Source organism: Halorubrum gandharaense, from assembly GCF_054654575.1.
Window position 1 is genome coordinate 1,002,385 of record NZ_BAAIET010000001.1, and the last position, 19,207, is coordinate 1,021,591.

Consider the following 19,207-nt stretch of genomic DNA (forward strand, 5'->3'; position numbering starts at 1 on the left):
GATGGTAGACGCGTTCGCATACGTGCCGGCCATCGTGCTGCTGCCGTTCTTCTCGTTCCTGGTGGCGCTCGGCGCCGGCAAGTACCTCCCCAAAGGGGGCGCATTCGGCGGCATCGCCGCGGCCGCAGGGTCGTTCCTGCTGTCGATCTGGGTCGCCGTCACCGTCCTCGGCGGGCGCACGTACAACGAGACGATCTACACGTGGGCGGGCGGCGACCAGTTCGAGCTGACGTTCGGGCTGCTCATCGACCCGCTGTCGGCGCTGATGCTCGTCATCGTGACGCTCATCGCGCTGCTGGTCCACGTGTTCTCGCTCGGCTACATGAACGACGAGGGCGAGACGGGCCTGCCGCGCTACTACGCCGGCCTCGGCCTCTTTACCGCCTCCATGCTCGGGTTCGTCGTCGCCGACAACCTGCTGATGGCGTTCATGTTCTTCGAGCTGGTGGGACTCTGCTCGTACCTGCTGATCGGCTTCCACTTCCGTCAGGAGGGGCCGCCGTCGGCCGCGAAGAAGGCGTTCCTCGTCACCCGCTTCGGTGACTACTTCTTCCTGGTCGGCGTCGTCGCGGTGTTCGCGACGTTCGGCACCGCGCAGTTCGCCGGCGACGGGTCGTTCCCCGTCCTCGCCGAACAGGCGCTCAACGGCGAGTTCGACGCGTGGACGCCGCTCGGCCTCGGCGTCGAGCAGTGGTTCACGCTCGTCGGCCTCCTCGTGCTCGGCGGTGCGGTCGGCAAGTCCGCCCAGTTCCCGCTGCACACCTGGCTCCCCGACGCGATGGAGGGTCCGACGCCGGTCTCCGCGCTCATCCACGCTGCAACGATGGTCGCGGCCGGCGTCTACCTCATCGCCCGGATGTTCGGATTCTACGCGCTGACACCCACGACGCTCGCGATCATCGCGTTCGTCGGCGGGTTCACGGCGCTGTTCGCGGCGACGATGGGCGTCGTCAAAGACGAGCTGAAACAGGTGCTGGCGTACTCGACCATCTCGCAGTACGGCTACATGATGCTCGCGCTCGGCGCGGGCTCGTACGTGGCCGCGACCTTCCACCTGATGACCCACGCGTTCTTCAAGGCGCTGCTGTTCCTCGGCGCCGGGTCGGTGATCATCGCGATGCACCACAACGAGAACATGTGGGACATGGGTGGTCTGAAGGACAAGATGCCCGTCACCTACTGGACGTTCCTCGCGGGGTCGCTGGCGCTCGCCGGCATCTTCCCGTTCTCGGGCTTCTGGTCGAAAGACGAGATCCTCTACGAGGCGTTCATCCACGGTCTCAACGAGCCGCTGCTGCTGGGCGGCTGGATCATGGGACTGCTCGCGGTGCCCGTCACCGCGTTCTACACGTTCCGGATGGTCTTCCTGACCTTCCACGGCGAGCCGCGCTCCGAGACGGCGCGTGACCCGCACGCCGTGCGCTGGAACGTGAAGGGACCGCTCTCCGTGCTCGGCGTGCTGGCGGTCGTCGCCGGCTTCGTCAACATGGTGCCGGTCCAGAAGCTGCTGGGCGTCGAGGGGATCGACTTCCTCACCCAGTGGCTCGACAACGGCTGGGGCGGCATCGACGGCGTGAGCTACTCCCACTACAACGACCTGCTCGCCACCTACGCCGGCTACGACGCCGGCACGATCGGCGGCAGCGAGGTGACGACGCTGCTCGTCGCCGCCGGCCTCGGGCTCGGCCTCGCCGTGCTCGGGCTGCTGGTCGCGTGGAAGCTCTACAACGTCCCGGAGCCGACCGAGCACACCGAGAAGCTTGGCGGCGCCAAGGACGTGCTGTACAACAACTACTACCAGGACGAGGTGCAGGTGTGGCTCGGCTACCGCACGCAGGACGTTGCGGGCGGCGCCGACACGTTCGACCAGGGGGTCATTGACGGCGTCGTCAACGGCACCTCCTCGGTCGCGCTCGCCGCCGGCCAGCGGGTCCGTCGCATCCAGACCGGCCTCGTCACCCACTACGCGGCCATGCTGACGCTCGGGCTGATCGCGTTGATTCTGATCCTCGGGGTTACCGGGGGGTGGTTCCTGTGATACTCGAAGCGCTCATCGCATTCACGTTCGCGAGCGCGCTGGCCGTCATGCTCGCTCCGGACGAGTGGGCCGGCCGGCTCGCGTTCGCGCTCAGTCTGGTTCCCTTCGTCGGGAGCATCTACCTGTGGTCACAGTTCGACGCGGTCGGTAACGCCCTGCATGCGGGCTCCACCATCGCGTTCGAGTCGCAGTTCGAGTGGCTGGAGGTCGGCGGCCGCTCGCTGTCGTGGTACGTCGGGCTCGACGGCATCAGCCTGCCGCTCGTCGTGCTCACGACGTTCCTGATTCCGCTGGCGATCGTCAGCGCGTGGACGCCCATCGACGAACGGCAGAGCCAGTTCTACGGGCTCATGCTGTTCATGGAGGCAAACCTCCTGGGCGTGTTCACCGCGCTCGACTTCTTCCTGTGGTTCATCTTCTGGGAGGCCGTCCTCGTGCCGATGTACTTCCTCATCGGCGTCTGGGGCGGTCCGCGCCGGAAGTACGCCGCCATCAAGTTCTTCGTCTACACGAACGCCGCGTCGCTGGTGATGTTCATCGGCTTCATGGCGCTGGTGTTCGGGCTGCCCGTCGAGTCGTTCTCGCTGCCGGAGATCACGCAGGCGCTGCTCGCCGGCGAGCTCGGCTCGTTCGCCGGGCTAGCGCCGGGGACGCTGGCGATGGCCGCGTTCCTCGCCATGTTCGCCGGATTCGCGGTGAAGGTGCCGATCGTCCCGTTCCACACGTGGCTGCCTGACGCCCACGTCGAGGCGCCGACGCCGGTGTCCGTGATGCTGGCCGGCGTGCTCCTGAAGATGGGGACGTACGCGCTGCTCCGATTCAACTTCACGATGTTGCCCGAGCAGGCGTCGATGCTCGCGATCCCCATCGCCATCATCGCCGTGATCAGCGTGATCTACGGCGCGATGCTGGCGCTGGCTCAGAAGGACCTCAAGCGCATCGTCGCGTACTCCTCCGTTTCGTCGATGGGGTACGTGATCTTGGGTCTCGTCGCGTTCACCGAGTACGGCGTCGGCGGCGCGACGTTCCAGATGATCGCCCACGGCCTCATCTCGGGGCTGATGTTCATGGCGGTCGGCGTCGTCTACAACGCGACGCACACGCGCATGGTCGACGATATGGCCGGCATGGCCGACCGGATGCCCGTCGCGGTGGGGATCCTCGTCGCCGGCGCGTTCGGCTACATGGGGCTGCCCCTGATGGCCGGCTTCGCGGGCGAGTTCTTCATCTTCGTCGGCGCGTTCGGCGCGCCGGCGCTCCCGTATGCCCCCGTGTTCACGGCGCTGGCGATGTTCGGCATCGTCATCGTCGCCGGCTATCTGCTGTTGGCCATGCAGAAGACGCTGTTCGGGCCGTACCGGCTCGAAACCGACTACGAGGTCGGTCGCGCCCCGCTTCACGACGTGGCGCCGCTCGCCGTGCTGTTAGCGGCCATCATCGTGCTGGGCGTCGCGCCCGACCTGTTCTTCGAGATGATCCGTGACGCTGCTCTGCCGGTTGTCGAGGAGGTGCCCATCAATGGTTGAAACACTCCCCCAGTGGGCCGCACTGGCGCCGGCGCTGACGCTGGTGCTCACCGGCCTCGTGCTGTTGTTAGTCGACACGATCAACCCGCACGGCCGCTCTAACACGTCGATGGCCGTCGTGAGCGCGCTCGGCGCGCTCACCTCGCTGGCGTTCACGGCGTGGTTCGTGATCGCCGGCACGGGCAGCGAGTCGACCGGCGGCGCCGTCTACCTGTTCGCGGACGCGATCAAGGTGGACACGATGGCGCTGTTCTTCACCGCCATCTTCGCGTCGGTGACGGCGCTCGTCGTCGTCGCCGCCCACGACTACTTCGACGACCACCACAGTCCGGCGGAGTTCTACTCGCTGGTCCTGTTCGCGGCGAGCGGCATGGCGTTCCTCGCCGTTTCCAACTCGCTTGCTGTCATGTTCGTCGCGATGGAGATGGCGTCGCTGCCGTCGTACGCGCTCGTCGCCTTCCTCAAAAAGAACCGCGGCAGCGTCGAGGCGAGTTTGAAGTACTTCCTCGTCGGCGCCGTTTCCTCGGCCATCTTCGTGTTCGGCATCTCGCTGGTGTACGCCGCCACGGGCTCGCTGATCCTCAGCGACGTTGCGGACGGGCTCGCCGGCGCTGACGGGATGGTCGGCATCGCCGGGCTCGGCATCGTGATGATGATCGGTGGCGTGGCGTTCAAGACGGCCTCCGTCCCGTTCCACTTCTGGGCGCCGGAGGCGTACGAGGGTGCGCCCGCACCCGTGAGCGCGTTCCTCTCGTCGGCCTCGAAGGCCGCCGGGTTCGTGCTCGCGTTCCGCCTGTTCACCGAGGCGTTCCCGGTCGACGTCGCCGTCGGCCTGGGCATCGACTGGGTGCTCGCGTTCGGTATCCTCGCCGTCGTCACGATGACGGTCGGCAACTTCGCGGCCGCCGTTCAGGAGAACGTCAAGCGGATGTTGGCGTACTCCTCGGTCGGCCACGCCGGCTACGTCCTCATCGGTCTCGCCGCGCTGCAGGCTGGCGGTGCGCACAACGAGGCCGTGATGGGCGCCGCGATGGCGCACCTGCTGGTGTACGGCTTCATGAACACGGGTGCGTTCCTGTTCGTCGCGCTCGCCGAGCGCTGGGGTGTCGGCCCGACGTTCGCCGACTACGCCGGCCTCGCGAAGCGTGCACCCATCGCCTGCGTGGCGATGGCCGTGTTCATGTTCTCGCTGGCCGGTCTGCCGCCGTTTGCCGGCTTCTTCTCGAAGTACTTCCTGTTCATGGGAGCGATCGAGAACGGCTTCGTGTGGCTGGCGGCGATCGGCGCGCTCAACAGCGTACTCTCGCTGTACTACTACAGCCGCGTCGTCAAGGCGATGTTCCTCGACGACCCGGCCAGCGAATCGACGCTCGATGTCGTCGACTCGCGGCCGACCGCGCTGTACGGCGCCGTCATCTTCGCCGCCGTCGGCACGGTGCTGCTCCTGCCCGGCTTCGGTCCCGTCATCGAGACGGCCGAGGCCGCGGCCGCCGCGCTCCTGTAGCGCGGCCGTCGCTCACAGGGCTCCGATTTCGCGGATCGACGTTTTTGCCGGTGGACTGTTGCTGATTGACGCACCGGAGACAAGAGCTGCAGCGCTCGGCGGCGAAGGGTGGCCCGTCACATGACAAGAGTGCGGCGGCGGACGGCTCGGGTCCAGAGGCGATTCGCGCGTGGACACGCCATGGGCGTGATGCCCGCGATGGCCGCGAGGCCGTCGACGGTGAGTGGTCGCGCCGCGGTGGGGGACGTGACGCGACCGATGTCCGAACGGGCCGAGTCGGACCGTCGCCGGCGCCCGGCAGGGTGGTGGGCGCAGCGGTGTCGACGACATCATATGAAGATGTAACCACGTATTTAGCGTTTGTCCTTATACTCCTTTGAGGATGTCTGGGATTGGGTGTTGATCGTCCACTTATCTGCGCGACAAACACCAACATCGACAAGTACTGGTGGCAGGGCTCTCTGAAAAGGGTCACCCCGCGAGCCCGCCGGCGATCGCTCGCTGCTCGTCCGCCGGCGTGTCGGGCCGACGCACGGTACGGCTCGCCACCGTCGGCCGATTTCGGAACCCTTATTTCCGTCATCGGGGTACAAGTGAATGCGTGCCGGAGTAGCTCAGCTGGCAGAGCGATTCCTTCGTAAGGAATAGGTCGAGGGTTCAAATCCCTCCTCCGGCTTTCTACCGAACGTTTCAATTTCGACCAGCGGCGCGTCTGTGACCATCCCCGGGTGACGGAACCGTCCGGGTCATCCACGCCGTCACCCCTTCCTCACCGCGGCCGCCGGCGTTTAGTGTGCGCCCGGCGGCCTCCCGACATGGAGACCCTACGCCAGCTGTTCGACTCGATCGAGGACCGCGACTGGCAGGAGTCGGCCGACGACGCCGGACCGGTGCGGTTCGCGCTCGTCGGGCTCGGCGGGTGGACGCGGAACCGGGCGATTCCCGCGATCGCGGAGTCGACGTTCTGTGAGACGAGCGTCGTTGTGAGCCGGTCCGCCAAAAAGGCCGAGCGTGTGGCTCGCGAAGTATCCGAAACAGAGACGCCGACGGCGCTATCGGGCGACGCGTTTCGCGACGGAGCGGCGACCGACGAGTACGACGCGGTGTACGTCTGTACACCCAACGCGGTCCACCTGCCGTACGGCGAGGCGGCCGCCGACCACGGGAAGGCCGTGCTGTGTGAGAAGCCGCTGGAGGCGTCGCTGGAGCGCGCCGAGCGCCTCGTGGCGGCCTGCGGGTCGGCCGATGTGCCGTTGATGTGCGCCTACCGGATGCAGACGGAGCCGCTGGTGCGGACGGCGCGCGCAGCGATACGCGAGGGGCTGGTGGGCGAGCCCGCACAGGTGCACGGCCACATGACCCAGCCCGTGTTGTCGTTCGGCGGTCCCGATCAGTGGCGGCTCGATCCCAATATGGCCGGCTACGGGACGAGCGTGACGGACCTCGGCATCTACCCGCTGAACACCTCGCGGTTCCTGCTCGATGCGGATCCGGAGACGGTCACCGCCGAGTTCCGGGGCTCGCACCAGGCGTTCGCGGACGTGCCAGACGAGCGCGCGACGTTCTCGCTGCAGTTCCCGAACGACGTGGTCGCGGAGTGTGCCGCCAGCCAGAACCTCGCGCGCTCCGGCGAGCTCCGCGTCGTGGGGACCGAGGGGACGCTGACGCTGTCGCCGGCGTTTTTCGAGGACGAGCACCGAGAGCTGACGCTCCGGCGGGGGAACGTCGACGCGTCGGTTCGGACGCGCCACGTCGACCAGATGGAGGCGGAGTTCGACTACTTCGCCGACTGCCTGCTTGCGGGGCGAGAGCCCGCCCCCGACGGGGAGGAAGCGCTCGTCGACATGCGCGCGCTCGACGCGATCTACGCGGCCGCCGAGACCGGCGGCGAGGAGTCGGTCGCCGACCGGTAGTCGCAACCCGGCTCGCCGTTCACTCGACGCCCGCCTCTCGCTCGGCTCGGGCCTCCGCGAGCAGGTCCGGCCACGTCCACATGCCCGTGGAGTCGGGCTCGGACTCCACGAACCCCCAGCGCTCGTAGAAGCCGTCGATGTCCGCAAAGAGGTTGGCGTAGCCGCCGCTTTCGAGTTCGGGCTCGATCCACGCCATCAGCGCGTCCATCATCGCCGTGCCGAGCCCCTGGCCCTGATGGGGCTCCGCGACCGCCATATCGGAGACGTGGTAGACGCAGCCGCCGTCGCCGACCACCCGCGCCATGCCGACCGGGTGCGGCTCCTCGCCGGTGACGTCGACGACGTGAACGCCGTAGAGGGTGTTCGGCAGTCCGGCCTCGGCGGCCTCGCGGCTCCGCTCGGCCATCCCGGCCTCGCGTCGGAGCCGGAGAAAGTCGTCGACGGCGGGCGTCGTCTCGCGGAGCTCGTAGCCGTCCGGAAGGTCGGCGTCGCCTGCACGACCCACGGGGCCGCGGTCGTCGTCGGAATCGACGTGATCGCCGGCCTCCGCCGGCGCGTCGCTGTCGCTCATGTTCCTGAGTGAGACGGCGTCGGCCATGGCGGTTTCGGAACGGCCCGGGTCGGTGAAAAATCGGGGCGCGTCGGTCGCTTACTCGGCGGACTCGTCGTCCGCGTCGCCGTCTGCGTCCTCGTTCTCCTCCTCGTCGTCCTCGGTCGCGAGCAGGTCGTGGTCGTCGAGGATCGTCTCGATCTCCTCGTCCGACCGCTTGTGGTACTGCTCGTCGTCGATGGTGACGGTGGCGACGCCGACGCCCTCGGGGGTGAGCTCGCCGTCGTTCGCCTCCGCGAGCGCGTCGAGCGCGAGGCCCATTGCCTCGTCGGTGGAGAGCCCTTCCTCGTAGTGTTCTTCGAGGTAGTCACGGAGGTCGTTGCGGTTCGAGCCGATGGAGAGCGCCTTCCACTCGTAGGGGGTGCCGGACGGGTCGGTCTCGAAGACGCGGGGCTCGCCGTTCTCGATGCCGCCGACCACGAGCGCGACGCCGAAGGGACGCGCGCCGCCGACCTGCGTGTACTGCTGGATGTGGTCGGTGATGTTCTTGGTGAGCGTCTCGACGCCGATCGACTCGCCGAAGCGCAGGTGGTTCACCTGCCCCTGTCGGCGCGCGAAGTCGATGAGCTGGCGCGCGTCGGCGACGTGGCCGGCGCTCGCGATGCCGATGTGGTCGTCGATCTTGTGGATCTTCTCGACGCTGGCCGGCTCCATCAGCGGGGAGCGGGCGCGCTTCTCGGCGGCGAGGACGACGCCGTCCTCCGCACGCACGCCGACGCTCGCCGTGCCGCGTTTGACTGCCTCCCGCGCGTACTCGACCTGGTAGAGTCGACCGTCGGGGGAGAAGATGGTGATGCCGCGGTCGTACGCCTGTTGTTGGGATTGGCCCTGCATGATTTCACTCGGTGTCGAATTTCGTCGCGCCGACGACGCCGTCGTCGGTCCGCACGTCTCGCTTGGCTTCGCGCGCGACGGCCGACCGCTCGGCGCCCGCGAACGCGACGTCTCTCTGGTTCGAAGTGCCGCCCGCGCGACCCATATATCTTTCCTCACAGGCACGCACCGTCCCCGAAATTCCACGAACGTGCACGCGGACGGACCGGTCGTCAACCTCGCTCACGCAGGCGATGGCAGCGCGCGCATCGTCAACGTGCCCGTGCCGGGCGCGGACGACGGCCTCGCCCGCTCCGTCCGAAAAGGAGAAGGAGAGCAGCGTGAGGTCGGTGTCCGCGCTTCCCGTATCGCCGAGCAGGTTGCCGGCAGCGTACCAGAGCGCGCGCTGGAAGCCGCGTCGCGAGAGGTCGGCGTCGGGCCACGCTTCGAGCCCCACCGCGATGTAGCGCCACCGCGGTCGGAGGTGTTTCGGGAGGTGTTTCATCGAGAGCGTCCCCCTACTCCGCCCCCGGAACCTCGTCGCCGAAGCCGATGCGCTCGGCGACGAGCACGCCGACCTGATCGTGGACGCGCTCGGCGACGACGACGGCGAACCCCACGCTCGTGAACGCCTCGACGAGCGAGCCCACCGTCGACGGGTCGTCCACGTCGGGGTTGTAGAACGGCTCGTCCGGATCGGGGAGACCGAAGAACATCACGTCACCGAGCACGATCCGCCGGGCGCCCGTCTCGGCCATCACGCGGATCGCCTCGTGCTTTTCGGCATCCGAGAGGTGGTGGAGCGCGAAGTTGCTCGTCACCACGTCGATCGGCCCCTCGTCGCCGATTTCGGGGTTGCGGAACTCGCCCTGGCCGAACGTCACGTTCTCGATGCCCGCCTCGCTCGCCTTGCGGCGGGCCTCGTCGAGCATTCCGTCGCTGATGTCGCGCCCGACGACGCGTTTCGCGTTCGGTGCGAGCGCGAGCGCGATGGCACCGGTTCCGGTGCCGAGGTCGAGCACGACATCGTCGTCGTCCGGGTCGGCGTACTCCACGACGAGTTCGGCGCAGGCGTGGTACTCGTCGCTTTTCGAGTCGTCGTACTCCGTGGCCTTCTCGGAGAAGCGCGCGGCCATCTCCTCAACGGTCCGTTTCATATGGTCCACGTCGGACCCCCGGCGCAATGAAGCCCTCGGAGCGACGCTCCCGGTTGCGTTCGGCGAGCGCGCCCCATGCCGCCAGCCCCTCGCGGATCCAGTCGGCGTCGAAGCCGGCCTGCTCGGCGACCGCGACCAGCTCTCGGGGGGCCCGCAGTTCGAGGTGCGACTGTGGGCTCGCGCTGACGACGTGCGGCGCGTCGTAGTAGGTGACGATCTCCCGGAGTTTGCGGAGGTCGGCGAGCGCCTGCACTCGGCGTCCGCCGGAGGCACGGAGCACGGGCCCGAAGTCGAACTCGACGTGCACGTCGTTGTCGCGGGCGGCCTTCGCCAGCACGTGGTTGAAGTCGCCGGAGCCGTCCATCGGGTGGGTCACCACGTCGACTCGGGGCTCCTCGACCGCGAACCGGTTCAGCGCGTTCGTCCCGCCGCCCACGAGCAGGAGGGTGTGGTCGGGCCGGTGGTTGCCGACCGCGCCGCCGGCGCTCGACGGGCTCTCCGCATCGATCTCGACGGCGTCGACCACGTCCACGCCGTACTCCTCGCTGATGGCGGCCGCGTCCGCGCGGGGGGAGTCGTCGCCGCCCGCGGTCTGCGTGAGCGCCTCGCTCGTGCGGACGACGACGCCGTCGAAGCCGCTCTCCGCCGCGGTGTGCGCGTAGCGCGCGACGGTGGCGTCCCCGTCCGGATGCGCGTGAACCGCCTCGTACATGGACGAGAGTAGACCACGGGGGGCTTTGGCCGTTGTGTTCCGCCGGCGGCCTCGTGGTTGGTGAGGTCGCCCTCCCATCGAACGCCACAAACCCCTTGGCGGTTCGAGATGAACGGCAGGTATGACGCCGACCAGACGGCGACTGCTGACGCGAACCTCCCGGATCGCGGGCGCCGGGGTGCTCGTCGGCGGGACGACCGGCCTCGCCGGGTGTCTCGACGGGAACGGGGACGGCGAGGGGACGCCCGACCCGACCCCCGAGGAGCCGGACCCACGGGTGGAGGACCCGCCACACGACATCGAGGAGCCGGATCCCGGCTCGGGCGAAGGAGACTGGGACGAGAACTACCTCTGTGAGGGGATCGACGCGGACCCGACCGTCGAGTTCGAAGAAGCCGTCGCCACCGGCCCTACCTCACTCGGCGAGGCGCTCGGCGGGCTCGACTATGAGGACCGCGGGGCCGGCGAGGAGTACTTCGTCGAGCTGTTGGGGACGCCGGCGGAGTTCGAGGCGGTCGACGACGGACTCCGCGAGGAGCTCGGGACGCCCGACTTCGACGAGGAGGCCGTCCTCGTGCTCCAGACCGGCTGGGGGTCCAGTTCGGTGCGACCGAAACCCGTCCGCATCGAACCGGTCGATGGGGGCATCCACGCCCACGGCTGTCACGTCGTCCCGTTCGTCCAGACCGACGACGTGACCGTTCGGACGCTCGTCGTCCGGTTCGACCGGCCGGACGACGGGCTGGAACGGGCGACCGTCTCGCTCACGGTTGCGCCCGATAGGCGGGTCGCGCTCGTCGCCGGCGAGGGCGTCGTCTCCTTATAAGTGGTAAGCATCACGGAACGGTCCAGATACGCGTTCTCAAATACAGTTCCGGTCCGTGATGAGTGATGTCGGGAGTGAGTGTTTCAGATCGCCGCCGGCGACGTGGGATATAAACGGTCGAGAGTGGCTGTGACGACTCTTTTATAAGCGGACGCGCGGTGCGGTGGCGCGCCCGGCGAGCGCCTGATAAGGCGCGAGCCGGAGCGCGAGGGAGGCAGCGGGCGCCGGCGGTGCGGTTTCCCGCCGGCGGCCGCCTGCCGAGGCTGGGGAGGCGTGAGGTGCGGTTGCGGTGCTGGGTGGGACTCAAAGGGGCAGCCGGCTCCGGGACGACGGCCGACGTAAGCACTCAAAAGGGCGAGCACCGCGAGAGCGACCGTAGGGAGCTCTCGATAGCGAACGGCGAAGCCGTGAGCACTGCGAGCCCTTTTGAGCGCGCAGCGAGGCCCTTGACCGGAGCCGGCTGGGGCTTTGGAGGTGTTGGTCGTCGTGCTCACCGCATCAACCACTTATAAACCACTAACACCCCCACCCACGCTCCACTTATAAACGGCACACCCGACCTCATGATAGACATACTCCCGATGTCGGTCGTTCTATAACGCCCTCAAAAAAGGCCGGACCGACGAGACCGCCTCGCCGGCGCTCGCACCCCGCTATTCCGCGTCCCACGGCTCCGTCTCGACGTCGACGAACTCGAAGAGGTCGTCGTAGTCGGCCGGGAGCTGAGCGCGGAGCTGGTCCGGCTGACCGCCCGGGAGCTGGGAGACGACGAGCGCGACGACCGCCTTCGACATGAAGTCGGCGTCGGCCTCATCGATGGCGCCGCCCTTGCCGAACTCGACGTCGAGGTCGTCGTAGTTGGCGCGGGCCGTCACTCGGTCCACGAACTCCCCATAGTCGAATCGCTGGCCGTGTTCCGGACGGAGCACGTGCCGGTCGACCTCCATCGGCAGCGGGCTGGCGACGTCTGTCGCGCCGCCGGCGTCGATGCGCTCGCCGAGCGTCGTCAACACGGCGCGCGTGGCGCGGACGGCCTCACCCTGCGAGGGGGCGTCGATGCGGTGCTGCACTTCGCCGGTAAACTCGTTGTAGTTCATGGATGTCCCTCCCGGCGGCGCGAGGCCGCCGCGAACGATCGATCGTGCGTCCACCGGCGCGGTAAAAGTGGTGGCCGGGAAGAGTGAACACGGCAGCCGTGACGAACGCTCCGTACCCGTCGAAACTGAGCGCAGTGTGTGCTCATACCGCACGTTTCACTTTCACCCCGTTCCCGGTGAGCTTTTAGGTGCCACGGCGAAAGTACCTGCACTGAATGACGTCCTTCCAGTCGGAGCTCGGCGACGAGGAAGGGATCGCGGACGAACTGGCCGAGAGCCAGCGCGAGATCTCCATCGCCGAGTTCTTCGAGAAGAACAAGCACATGCTCGGGTTCGACTCGGGCGCCCGCGGGCTCGTCACCGCCGTCAAGGAGGCGGTCGACAACGCCCTCGACGCGACCGAGGAGGCCGGCATCCTCCCCGACATCTACGTCGAGATCGAGGAAGTGGGCGACTACTACCGGCTCATCATCGAGGACAACGGGCCGGGCATCACCAAAGAGCAACTCCCGAAGGTGTTCGGGAAACTGCTGTACGGCAGCCGGTTCCACAAGCGTGAGCAGTCGTTGACACCGGACCAGCGCGTGCTCGTGCGTCGTGACGGTGAAGTGGAGTTCATCCCCATCGGTGTCCTCTGTGACGCGTACCTCCCGACCGACGGGGGCGGGACGGCGCCGATTCCGGATGACATCGAGGTCCCGTCGTTCAACCGCGAGTCCAAGGAGCTGACGTGGCAGCCGGTCACGCACGCAATCCGCCACGAGACGGAGGAGCGAACGTACGAGATCCAGACCGAAAAGGGTCGGAGCGTCGAGGTGACGGGGAATCACAGCGTCTTCAGCGTCACCAAGAACGGGGAGACGACGGAGGTAAAAGCCGACGAGTTGGCGCCCGGAGACGCGCTGCTCACGCCTCGACGACTCCCGTCGACGGCCGATACCGTCGAGGAGGTCAATCTGCTGGAATACCTCTCCACGGAGCAGTTCGCCGACCGACGCGTGTACGTGTACGGCTTCGACCGGGAGACCCTCGAAGAGATCCGGACGGGTGAGACCATCCGGAAGAAGCCGTCGGCAGACAGCAACCGGGAGCGCTACTACTACCGGTACGACGGCGTCGACGTCCTCCGCGACAGCCTCGAACAGAACTATCTCGAAAAGGGGTACCTCCCGGCCGAAACCGTGCTCGAGCTCGGCTGGGAGCAGAAGGCGGCCGACTGCGAGTTCAAGACGTATCAGGTCGGCGGCGACGAGACGACGATACCGGTGTCAGTGCCGGTCGACGAGTCTCTCGTCGAGACGCTCGCATACTACATCTCCGAGGGCCATGCCGGCCCGCGACAGGTCGGATTCACGTTCGGGTCACACGAGGGCGACCTGATCGAGACTGCCGAACGCGCGGTGCAGGCAGTCGGTGGAACGACGAAGACCGTCGAACGAGATCGGAACTCGACGCGCGTGAAGGCGTTCGGATCGCCACTTGCACTGTTCTTAAAATCCGTCTGCGGTGACGCGGCGGCGAATAAGCGGATTCCAGGGTTCGTCTTCGACGTCGAATCGGACCTCCAGCGGCGCTTTATCAGTGCGCTGTACGAGGGTGACGGGTCGGACAGTCATCCCAGCAACGAACTCTCACACACGACGAAAAGCGAGACTCTCGCTCGGCAGCTCTCGACGCTCTGGAACATGCAGGGAGTGCTCGCGAGCGCGGAGACCGTCGAGAACGCCGACGGATATGCCGACGGAGCGACGACCACCTACCGGACGAAGGTGTACGGCGCCGACGTCGACGTGCTCGACGCGTTCGCGGACGCCGAATCCCCGAGTCCGCAGGGGTACAAGCGCGTCCCGACGACGCTCCTCGACGACATCCGTGTCGACGAGGTCGACGCCGAGACGGTACCGGATACACTCCCCGGGCTTCTGATGGGTGCCGGCATCGGGTCGAAGCGGGAGCACGCAGAGACGTACGAGAGTCTGATCCGACGAGCGTGTGACGGGGAACGCGTCGCCGAACCGCGCTACGCGCACAACCTGCAGGAGTTCGGGCTGCTCGACGATGCGGGACGGGCGACGGAACGGCTGGAAACGCTCTGGGAGACGGTTCGGAGTCTCCATGGGATCACGGACACGGATATGTGTCTCCTGCCCGTCGAGAGCGTCGAGGAGACGGAGCCACCCGAGTACGTGTACGACATCTCGGTACCCGGCGAAACCGGGTACGACGAGAACTTCGTCGTCGCTAACCAGGGGGCACTCAGCGTCAAGAACAGCCGCGGCCAGCAGGGGATCGGCATCTCCGCCGCCGTGCTCTACTCGCAGCTCACCTCGGGGCAGCCGGCGAAGATCACCTCCCGGCCGAAGGGCCACTCCGACGCCCAGTATTTCGAGCTGATCATCGACACTGACACCAACGAGCCGGAGATCAAGGTCGACGAGACCACCTCGTGGGACCGCCCCCATGGCACCCGGATCGAACTGGAGATGGAGGCGAACATGCGGGCCCGCGGGCAGCTCCACGACTACGTGAAGCACACGGCGGTCGTCAACCCGCACGCACGGCTGGAGCTTCGCGAGCCCGGACTCGACGAGCCGATGAAGTTCGAGCGGGCGACCGACGAGCTGCCGGCCGAGACCAAGGAGATCCGGCCGCACCCGCACGGGGTCGAGCTCGGCGCGCTGATCAAGATGCTGGAGGCGACGGAGTCGTACTCCGTCTCCGGATTCCTGCAGGAGGAGTTCACCCGCGTCGGCAAGAAAACGTCCGACTCCGTTGTGGACAACTTCCGTGACGAGTTCTACGGCCGCGAGCTAGCGTGGTCGCCGCCGACCGCGATCGACGACGGCGACGTGGGTCGTGCGGTCCAGCAGGCCGTCTCGAACAAGGGGAAGGAGGCGACCGCCGCCTTCGCGGACGGCGTCGCTGAGACGGTCGCCGGCAACGACCACCTCACGCGGTCGGAGCTGCGGACCATCGTCGACAACATTGCCGACGGGGTCGAGGAGGACACTGGAAAGACGTTCGGAAACACCGTCCGCGAGAAGGCGACGGAGGCCGCGTGGGCGGCGATCACCGGCGTGGGTGCGGTCACCGGCGTGGGTGCGGTCGACCCCGACGCCGCCGACACTGACGCCGCCGAAACCGGCACCCAGCCGGGTGCCGACGGCGCGGACGTCGACGAGGCCGTCCTCGTCGCGGACCTGTACACGGTCGTCGACGAGGCGACCTCCACTCGGAAGGACGACGAGACGGTCCAGGCGATGGCCGACGCGCTCGCCCGCCGGGTCGCCAATCTGGAGGGTGACACGTTCCGGATCACCCGCGACGACCTCGAACGACTCGTCGCGGACGCCGCGAACTTCGTCTCCGAACAGCATGACGTGTCCTTCGGCGAGACCGCCCGCGACAACGTCGTCGAGGCGGTCTGGGAGCGCGCCCGAACCGTGCCGGACGACCCACCGAAGGTCCGCGACGTGGCCGCCGACCGCGACGCCGCGGCGAACCTGCTGGAGGCGATGCGCGCCACGAACATCCTCGCGCCGCCCACCGACTGTCTCGCGCCGATCACGGCCGAGCTGGTCGAGGCCGGGCTCCGCAAGGAGTACGACGCCGACTTCTACGCGGCGGCGACCCGCGACGCGGAGGTCCACGGCGGCGACCCGTTCATCGTCGAGGCCGGCATCGCCTACGGCGGCGAGATTCCCGCCGAGGGGTCGATCGACCTCATGCGATTCGCCAACCGCGTGCCACTGGTCTACCAGCGGGGCGCGTGTGCGACCACGGACGTGATCAAGTCGATCGGCTGGCGCAACTACAACCTCGACCAGCCCGGCGGCACCGGCATGCCGAACGGCCCCGCCGTGCTCATGATCCACGTCGCGTCGACGAACGTCCCGTTCACCAGCGAGTCGAAGGACGCGCTGGCGAACATCCCCGCCATCGAAGACGAGATCGAGCTGGCGGTGCGGGAGGCCGCCCGCGAGCTCAAATCGTTCCTCAACAAGCGGCAGTCGATGCAGCAGCGCCGCGAGAAACAGGACGTGCTCGGCCGCATTCTGCCGGAGATGGCCGACAAGGTGTCGGAGGTGACGGGGCGACCCCGTCCCGACATCGACGGTGCGCTCGCACGCATCATGAACAACGTCAGCGTGGAGCGCGAGGTCGACGACGGCTCAGTGACGCTCGCCGTCGAGAACCACTCGGACCGCAACGAGCAGCTGGAGATCACGGACATCGTCTCCGTGGAGCCGACGGATCTCTCGGACGGGACCGTCGTCGACATGGACGACGAGTGGTTCGTCCAGTGGAAACCCGAAGTGAAGTCGGGTGAGACGCTCGAACTAACCTACTCGGTCGACGACGACGCCGACTTCGACGTGAGCGTCGGCGGCGTCGAGACGGAGAAACTCACGGTGAACGCCTAATGACGAACGAAGCCGAAGCACGCGAGGAGCTTATCGACCTGGCCGCGGACTTCTACGACCAGTTCGCGGACGGAAATATCCCGGAGATGGAGCTCCCCACGAGGACGAAAAGCAACATCGAGTACGACCCCGAAAGCGGCGTCTGGAAGTACGGCGACCGCACGTCGACGCGGAGCGCGAACTCCGTGCGCGGCGCGCGCAAGCTGTTGAAGGCCGCCTACACGATCGAGTTCCTCGCGGACCAGCTGGAGGAGGACCGCTCGTCGACCCTGCGTGAGCTCTACTACCTCTCGGAGTCGTGGGACAACACGGAAGCGCAGTTTGCCGACCAGGACGAGTCGAACGACCTCGTCGAGGACCTGGAGGTCGTCACGGGCGTCACCCGCGAGGACTTCCACATGCGGCCGGAGGAGTCCGGCGCCACCCTGATGGGGCCGCTGGAGCTCCGCGAGCAAACGCGCCGCGGGGAACGCGAGATCCACTGTCAGAAGGACGTTGGGGAGGGGGGCTACCAGATCCCCAACAACCCGGACATGATCGAGTTTCTCGACCACGACATCGACTTCGCGCTCGCCGTCGAGACCGGTGGTATGCGCGACCGGCTGGTCGAGAACGGGTTCGACGAGGCGTACAACTGTCTGGTCATCCACCTGAAGGGCCAGCCGGCTCGCGCGACCCGCCGGATCACGAAACGAGTTCACGACGAACTTGACGTGCCCATCGTCGTTTTCGCCGACGGCGACCCGTGGTCGTACCGCATCTACGGCTCCGTGGCGTACGGCTCGATCAAGTCCGCACACCTCTCGGAGTACCTCGCGACGCCGGAAGCCGAGTACATCGGCATCCAGCCCGAGGACATCGTGGAGTACGACCTCCCCGCCGATCCGCTGTCGGACTCCGACATCAACGCGCTGGAGTCGGAGCTGGACGACCCACGTTTCCAGACCGACTACTGGGAAGAGCAGATCGAGCTCCAACTGGAGATCGGCAAGAAGTCCGAACAGCAGTCGCTCGCCTCCCGCGGGCTGGACTTCGTCACCGACACCTACCTCCCCGAGCGGCTCGACGAGATGGGCGTTCTCTAGCGGCCGGCGGTGTGGCTGACGGCGGTCGACGAGCGCGCCCATGGGCTCGCCGGCGGGCTCGTCGACGGCACAACCCCCTTGTTCTCTCGACCCTTAGCTCCGGTATGAGCGACGCCGACGCTGCAGCGGAGACGGAGTCCCCCGAGGAGTTGACCGACGCGGAGTGGCGCGAGCGCCTCTCCGACGAGGAGTACCGCGTGCTGCGCGAGAGCGGGACGGAGGCGCGCTTCTCGGGCGAGTACGTCGACCACAAGGGCGACGGGAAGTACCGGTGTCGGGCGTGTGGCGAGGTGCTGTTCGACGGCGAGACGAAGTACGACTCCGGCTGCGGCTGGCCCGCCTTCTACGCCGCCGAGGAGTCGTCGGTGACGACCGAGGTCGACACCAGCCACGGGATGCGCCGCACGGAGGTGCGATGCGCGAACTGCGACTCCCACCTCGGCCACGTGTTCGACGACGGCCCCGAGCCCACGGGCAAGCGGTTCTGCATCAACTCCGTGGCGATGGCGTACGACGACGACGCCTGACCGGACCGGACCCCGCCCCACAACGGCCGGAACGCCCCGGCTACAACACTCGCTTGCCGAACGCGCTCGCCGCCAGCTCGGTGGCGAGCTCCGCGGTCTCGTTGTGCTGGTCGAGCGTCGGATTCACCTCGACGAGCTCCATCGACCGCAGGCAGTCGGCCTCGTTGACCAGCTCCATCGCGGTGTGGGCCTCGCGGTAGGTGACGCCGCCGCGCACGGGCGTCCCGACGCCGGGCGCCTCGTGGGGGTCGAGCCAGTCGAGGTCGAGGCTGACGTGGACGCCGTCGAGGCCGGCGCTCGCGACCGCCATCGCCTCCTCGGTCACCGTGGTGATCCCGCGCTCGTCGATGTCGGACATCGTGTAGGCGGTGAAGCCGCGTTCGCGGATCAGCTCCACCTCGGCGTCGTCCACCGAGCGGAGTCCGACGAGAACGACGTTCTCCGGCGAGAGCCCGGGGGCGTTCGCCCACTCGACGCCCTCGAACTCGCCGACGCCGAGCGCGGCTGCGAGCGGCATGCCGTGGACGTTCCCGGACGGGGAGGTCGACGGCGTGTTGAGGTCGGCGTGGGCGTCGAACCAGACGGCGCCGATCTCCGCATCGCGGGCGGAGCCGACGAGACAGCCGATGGCGATGGAGTGGTCGCCGCCGAGCGCGAGCGGCACCTCTCCCGCGGCGAGGGTCGCCGCCACCTCGTCGCCGAGTCGCGCACAGACGTCGGCGGTCTCCCGCAGGAACTTGGCGTTGCCGGCACCCAGCTGTTCGGCGTCGGGGTCGCGCTCCTCCGCGCGGGGGACCAGCAGGTCGCCCCCGTCGGTCGTCTCAACGCCGGCGCCGGCGAGCTCCTCGGCGAGCCCGCCGTAGCGGATTGCTGAGGGGCCCATGTCGACGCCACGTCGGTTGGCTCCGTAGTCGGTCGGCGCGCCGATGATTCGGACGGTGGTCATGGTCGTGGAGGCAACGCCTGCCGGCTTCA

Annotated in this window: 15 protein-coding genes and 1 tRNA gene; 9 read left to right on the forward strand and 7 right to left on the reverse strand. The window is 67.7% G+C overall.

The features are described 5' to 3' along the window. Position 1 precedes the first annotated feature (1 nt). The 5 genes from nuoL (at position 2) to gfo6 (ending at position 6,981) form a co-directional block, all read left to right on the forward strand. Entirely contained in the window at positions 2 to 2,038 is a 2,037-nt protein-coding gene (nuoL, locus tag ACYQ07_RS04745; RefSeq protein ID WP_459878105.1) for an NADH-quinone oxidoreductase subunit L, read from the forward strand. Beyond that, positions 2,035 to 3,564 (forward strand): complex I subunit 4 family protein, encoded by a 1,530-nt coding sequence (locus ACYQ07_RS04750; protein ID WP_459878108.1) that lies wholly within the window; start codon positions 2,035 to 2,037, stop codon positions 3,562 to 3,564. The genes nuoL and ACYQ07_RS04750 overlap by 4 nt, the downstream gene beginning before the upstream one ends. Next, the gene (locus ACYQ07_RS04755; RefSeq protein WP_459878111.1) at positions 3,557 to 5,068 is read left to right on the forward strand and encodes an NADH-quinone oxidoreductase subunit N; all 1,512 of its coding nucleotides are present in this window, start codon (positions 3,557 to 3,559) and stop codon (positions 5,066 to 5,068) included. The genes ACYQ07_RS04750 and ACYQ07_RS04755 overlap by 8 nt, the downstream gene beginning before the upstream one ends. A 603-nt stretch (positions 5,069 to 5,671) precedes the next feature. Then, positions 5,672 to 5,744 (forward strand) — tRNA-Thr (locus tag ACYQ07_RS04760). A gap of 139 nt (positions 5,745 to 5,883) precedes the next feature. Then, positions 5,884 to 6,981 (forward strand): D-xylose 1-dehydrogenase Gfo6, encoded by a 1,098-nt coding sequence (gene gfo6 / locus ACYQ07_RS04765; protein WP_459878114.1) that lies wholly within the window; start codon positions 5,884 to 5,886, stop codon positions 6,979 to 6,981. A 19-nt stretch (positions 6,982 to 7,000) separates the two neighbouring features. Here the strand turns inward: gfo6 and ACYQ07_RS04770 are convergent, their stop codons facing one another. From ACYQ07_RS04770 to ACYQ07_RS04790, 5 genes are all read right to left on the reverse strand, one after another. After that, entirely contained in the window at positions 7,001 to 7,552 is a 552-nt protein-coding gene (locus tag ACYQ07_RS04770) for a GNAT family N-acetyltransferase (RefSeq protein WP_459878117.1), read from the reverse strand. A gap of 78 nt (positions 7,553 to 7,630) precedes the next feature. Next, the gene (gene psmA, locus ACYQ07_RS04775; protein WP_459878119.1) at positions 7,631 to 8,425 is read right to left on the reverse strand and encodes an archaeal proteasome endopeptidase complex subunit alpha; all 795 of its coding nucleotides are present in this window, start codon (positions 8,423 to 8,425) and stop codon (positions 7,631 to 7,633) included. A 4-nt stretch (positions 8,426 to 8,429) separates the two neighbouring features. Further along, positions 8,430 to 8,909 carry an Rpp14/Pop5 family protein gene (locus ACYQ07_RS04780; RefSeq protein WP_459878122.1) on the reverse strand — a complete coding sequence of 160 codons (480 nt, stop codon included), beginning with the start codon at positions 8,907 to 8,909 and terminating at the stop codon, positions 8,430 to 8,432. Between the two features lie 13 nt (positions 8,910 to 8,922). Continuing rightward, the gene (locus tag ACYQ07_RS04785) at positions 8,923 to 9,561 is read right to left on the reverse strand and encodes a class I SAM-dependent methyltransferase (protein WP_459878125.1); all 639 of its coding nucleotides are present in this window, start codon (positions 9,559 to 9,561) and stop codon (positions 8,923 to 8,925) included. Beyond that, the gene (locus tag ACYQ07_RS04790; protein WP_459878128.1) at positions 9,545 to 10,273 is read right to left on the reverse strand and encodes an RNase P subunit p30 family protein; all 729 of its coding nucleotides are present in this window, start codon (positions 10,271 to 10,273) and stop codon (positions 9,545 to 9,547) included. The genes ACYQ07_RS04785 and ACYQ07_RS04790 overlap by 17 nt, the downstream gene beginning before the upstream one ends. A 121-nt stretch (positions 10,274 to 10,394) precedes the next feature. On the opposite strand from ACYQ07_RS04790, the gene ACYQ07_RS04795 reads away from it, so the two are divergent. Beyond that, the gene (locus ACYQ07_RS04795) at positions 10,395 to 11,099 is read left to right on the forward strand and encodes a hypothetical protein (protein ID WP_459878130.1); all 705 of its coding nucleotides are present in this window, start codon (positions 10,395 to 10,397) and stop codon (positions 11,097 to 11,099) included. Positions 11,100 to 11,752: 653 nt separating this feature from the next. Here the strand turns inward: ACYQ07_RS04795 and ACYQ07_RS04800 are convergent. Next, entirely contained in the window at positions 11,753 to 12,196 is a 444-nt protein-coding gene (locus ACYQ07_RS04800; protein WP_459878133.1) for a DUF2267 domain-containing protein, read from the reverse strand. A 215-nt stretch (positions 12,197 to 12,411) separates the two neighbouring features. Between ACYQ07_RS04800 and ACYQ07_RS04805 the strand changes: the two genes are divergently transcribed. The 3 genes from ACYQ07_RS04805 (at position 12,412) to msrB (ending at position 18,232) form a co-directional block, all read left to right on the forward strand. After that, on the forward strand, positions 12,412 to 16,620 hold the full coding sequence (locus ACYQ07_RS04805) for an ATP-binding protein (protein ID WP_459878136.1): 4,209 nt from the start codon (positions 12,412 to 12,414) through the stop codon (positions 16,618 to 16,620). Beyond that, positions 16,620 to 17,705 (forward strand): DNA topoisomerase IV subunit A, encoded by a 1,086-nt coding sequence (locus ACYQ07_RS04810; RefSeq protein ID WP_459878139.1) that lies wholly within the window; start codon positions 16,620 to 16,622, stop codon positions 17,703 to 17,705. Before ACYQ07_RS04805 ends, ACYQ07_RS04810 begins: the two co-directional genes overlap by 1 nt. Positions 17,706 to 17,809: 104 nt before the next feature. Continuing rightward, on the forward strand, positions 17,810 to 18,232 hold the full coding sequence (gene msrB, locus ACYQ07_RS04815; protein ID WP_459878141.1) for a peptide-methionine (R)-S-oxide reductase MsrB: 423 nt from the start codon (positions 17,810 to 17,812) through the stop codon (positions 18,230 to 18,232). A 40-nt stretch (positions 18,233 to 18,272) separates the two neighbouring features. Here msrB and rocF read toward each other — a convergent pair whose 3' ends face one another. Then, positions 18,273 to 19,178, reverse strand: a complete 906-nt coding sequence (gene rocF / locus ACYQ07_RS04820; RefSeq protein WP_459878144.1) for an arginase — start codon at positions 19,176 to 19,178, stop codon at positions 18,273 to 18,275. Between the last annotated feature and the right edge of the window lie 29 nt (positions 19,179 to 19,207).